The following is a 3,257-nucleotide window of genomic DNA, read 5'->3' on the forward strand; positions in this document are numbered from 1 at the left end:
GCGCGTGTGGTCGCTTGACTGGACCGGGCGGGGGTGGGTGGTGCGGTGGGGGTGGGGGCGGCGTCGTGGCGGTGGGGGGGGGGGGTGGTGTGGGGGGTGTGTTGGTGGTGGTGGGGCGGGGCCGGGGGCGCGCCCCCCCCCCCCCCCGCGCCAGCACACTAGGGGGCCGTGACGGCGATTCCGGGCATTGCGGGAGCGGCACGGGGCTGCCGCCCGCACACCTCACCCGATCAGGGGACAATCCGATCCTGCGACGGTCCGCCGGGGGCTGCAGAGCCGGCGCCGGGCGGACCGGGGGCCGGGCGGCGGGGCGCAGGGCGGTGGGCGGCGGATAGCGGGGCATAGCGGGGCGCCGGGCCGGGGCCCGGAGGGGCTCAGGACTCCGGGCGCAGCATGGGCGGGTTGAGCACGGTGGCTCCGCCCGCGGTGAACAGCTGGGCCGGGCGACCGCCCTGACGCGTCGTCGTGCCGCCGGAGGGCAGCAGGAACCCGGGGGTACCGGTGACCTTGCGGTGGAAGTTCCGCGGGTCGAGCACCACGCCCCACACGGCCTCGTAGACCCGGCGCAGCTCGCCGACGGTGAACTCGGGCGGGCAGAACGCCGTGGCCAGCGAGGAGTACTCGATCTTGGAGCGGGCTCGCTCGACGCCCTCGGCGAGGATCAGCCCGTGGTCGAAGGCGAGCGGGACCTCGTCGGCCGGGTTCTTCCCGAGCAGTTCGGTGACCGGGGCCCAGCGGGCGCTGCTGGCGTCGCCGCCGGCGCGCGGGGTCGGCAGGTCCGGTGCGAGGACCAGGTAGGCGACGCTGACGACCCGCATCCGGGGGTCGCGCTGGGGGTGCCCGTAGGTCGCGAGCTGCTCCAGGTGGGCACCGGCCGTGCCGGGGCCGGCCGCGTCGTGGCCGGGCGCGGAGTAGGCGCGCAGGCCGGTCTCCTCCGCCAGCTCCCGGGAGGCCGCCTCGGCCAGTCCCTCGTCCGGGCGGACGAAGCCACCGGGCAGGGCCCAGTAGCCCTGGAAGGGCGGCTCGCCCCGTCGGACCAGCAGGGCGCACAGCGCGTGGTCCCGCACCGTCAGCACCACCAGGTCAACCGTGACAGCGAACGGGGGGAAGGCCGACGGGTCATAACGCGACATGGCGACGATCATAGTCGTCTCTCTGACGATAAGCACAGGCCCGTGCACGGACGGTGCGCTGACGGTCCGCGCACGGGCCCGGGCGGCGTCAGCGGGCGACCAGTTGCAGGTCCGCGGAGGCCTCCTCGACCATCGCCACGCCGATCCTGCTGACCCGGACCGAGAACGGCTCGCCGGCCACCCGCAGACCGGTCAGCTCCAGCTCGCCCAGCGGCGCCGTGCTGGCGGGCCGGACCAGCACCCGGCCGCCCGGGACGTCGGGCCGGACCCCGGCGAGCGCGAACACGGCGTGCAGCGCGCCGGCCGAGGAGACCGCCGCCGGGCGGCAGGCCGCGGGGTGCGGCACCGGCGGGAAGCCGGTGGTGCGCTGCTCCCCCGCGTACATCTCGGGCAGCCGGCCCTCGAAGTGGGCCGCCGCGCCGAGCAGCCCCTCCAGCAGGGCGCCGGCCTCGTTCTCGTGGCCGGCCTCGGCCAGCCCGGCGATCGCGAGGGCGGTCTCGTGGACCCGGACCGCGCCGCTGCGGTGGCCGAGCGGGTTGAACCGGGGCGACTTGGCGCTGAGCGTGCGCAGGCCCCAGCCGCTGTCCAGCTCGGGTGCGGCCAGGCGCTGGGCGAGGAGTCTGGTCTGCTCGCGGTCCAGCAGGCTCTCGTGCCGCCCGCCGTCGACGGAGAGGCCCAGGTCGAGGAGGTGGACGAGGGAGGAGGCGACGGCGGGCAGCGGCTGGCCGCCCGGGGCGAGGCCGGCGGCCGGGCGGCCGCCGGAGAAGTCGTCGATCCAGAACCGCTCGCGGAAGCGCCCGCGCAGCGCCGCCGCCCAGCCGCGCCACTCCTCTGCGCCGGGACGGCCGAAGGCCTCCAGCAGTTCGGCGCCGTGCAGGGCGGCGCGGTGCGCCTGGGCCTGGACCTCGGCGCGGGCCGCCACGGGGTGGGCGGCACGTTCCTCCGCCGGGCGGCTCAGATCGGTGACGAAGCCGTCGACCAGGCCGCCGCGCAGGGCGCCGAGCGCGCGCTCGGCGGCCGGGAGGAGTTCGGCGACCTCCTGGCGGGGCAGGCCCCACCGCCAGGCCTCGGCCAGCACGGTGACGAACAGCAGGGTCGCCTCGGTGGCGGTGCAGGTGGGCGGGAGCTCCGGTCCGCCGTGCCGCAGGGCGCCGGGCAGCAGCCCCTCGACGCGCGGGCCGGCCTGGCCCGGAGCGGCGGGGGCGGTCTGCTGACGGCGGGCCAGCGCCCGGAGGGTGCCGGCGGCCAGCCGGGTGCCCAGCGGGAGCGTCAGCCGGGCCGCCCACAGCGCGTCGGCCGGGGCGAGCCCGAACCGCCAGGGCGCGCCGGAGGCCGGGTAGAGGTCGGTCGGGCGGTCCGGGTCGGCGAACAGCAGGCCGCCGAGGGCGTCCAGCGAGCGCGGCACCAGCAGCGCGACCCGGGGGTCGTCGCTGCGGACCTCCGGTTCCGACCACGGCAGCGGGACGCCGGTGCCGCGCCCGCCCGGCGGCCGGGGGCCGGGCGTGGTGGTCTCCAGCTCGGTGCGCAGCTCGACCGACCAGCGGGCGCCGGGCTGCACCTCGAGGTCCCAGCGCAGCACTCCGGCGCCGGCCAGGACGGCGTGCGGCGACGGCTTGGCGCTGACCACGGCGCTGTGGGTGGGGCCCGTCCAGCGCAGCCCGGCGGACTGCACCTGGCTGGGCAGGTCCGGCGGGCGGTGCCCGGCGGCGATCTCGCCGACCGGTCCGAGGTCCGTGCCGAGCGCTATCTCCAGCGGCAGCCGGGCGGGCCGGCTGCCGGTGTTGCGGACGGTGACGGTCTCGACGCCGTCGGCGTGCCGCAGCCGCTCGACGGTGAGCGCCGGGTCGGGGTCGAGGTCGCCGGGGAGCCGGACGGCGCCGAGGAAGCGGGCCTGCGCCGCCGTGGTCAGGGTGCCCTGGAGCGGCAGCGGCTCCATGCCGCCGAGCCGCAGCTCCATCCGGGCCAGCACCCGGAGGCCGGAGCGGTAGAAGCCGTGGAGGCCGTGGCCGCGCAGCTGCCCGTCCGGCCCGGACGCGGCCATCGCGGGCGCGTTGACGCAGAGCACCGCGTGGTGGACGGCGGCGGGCTGCGGGCGCGGCGGCGCCGCGGGCCGGGCCTGGCCGC

The 3,257-nt window shown here is 78.4% G+C and carries 2 protein-coding genes; both read right to left on the reverse strand.

Annotated elements, in window-relative coordinates:
- Nucleotides 1-374: 374 nt before the first annotated feature.
- Nucleotides 375-1,133 carry an NUDIX domain-containing protein gene (locus tag ABZ885_RS38010; protein ID WP_360199285.1) on the reverse strand — a complete coding sequence of 253 codons (759 nt, stop codon included), beginning with the start codon at nucleotides 1,131-1,133 and terminating at the stop codon, nucleotides 375-377.
- Nucleotides 1,134-1,221: 88 nt separating this feature from the next.
- On the reverse strand, nucleotides 1,222-3,257 hold a 2,036-nt coding region (locus tag ABZ885_RS38015; protein ID WP_360199287.1), incomplete at its 5' end, for a glycogen debranching N-terminal domain-containing protein.

This window comes from Kitasatospora sp. NPDC047058, assembly GCF_040643935.1.
In the GTDB taxonomy this organism is placed as follows: Bacteria; Actinomycetota; Actinomycetes; order Streptomycetales; family Streptomycetaceae; genus Kitasatospora.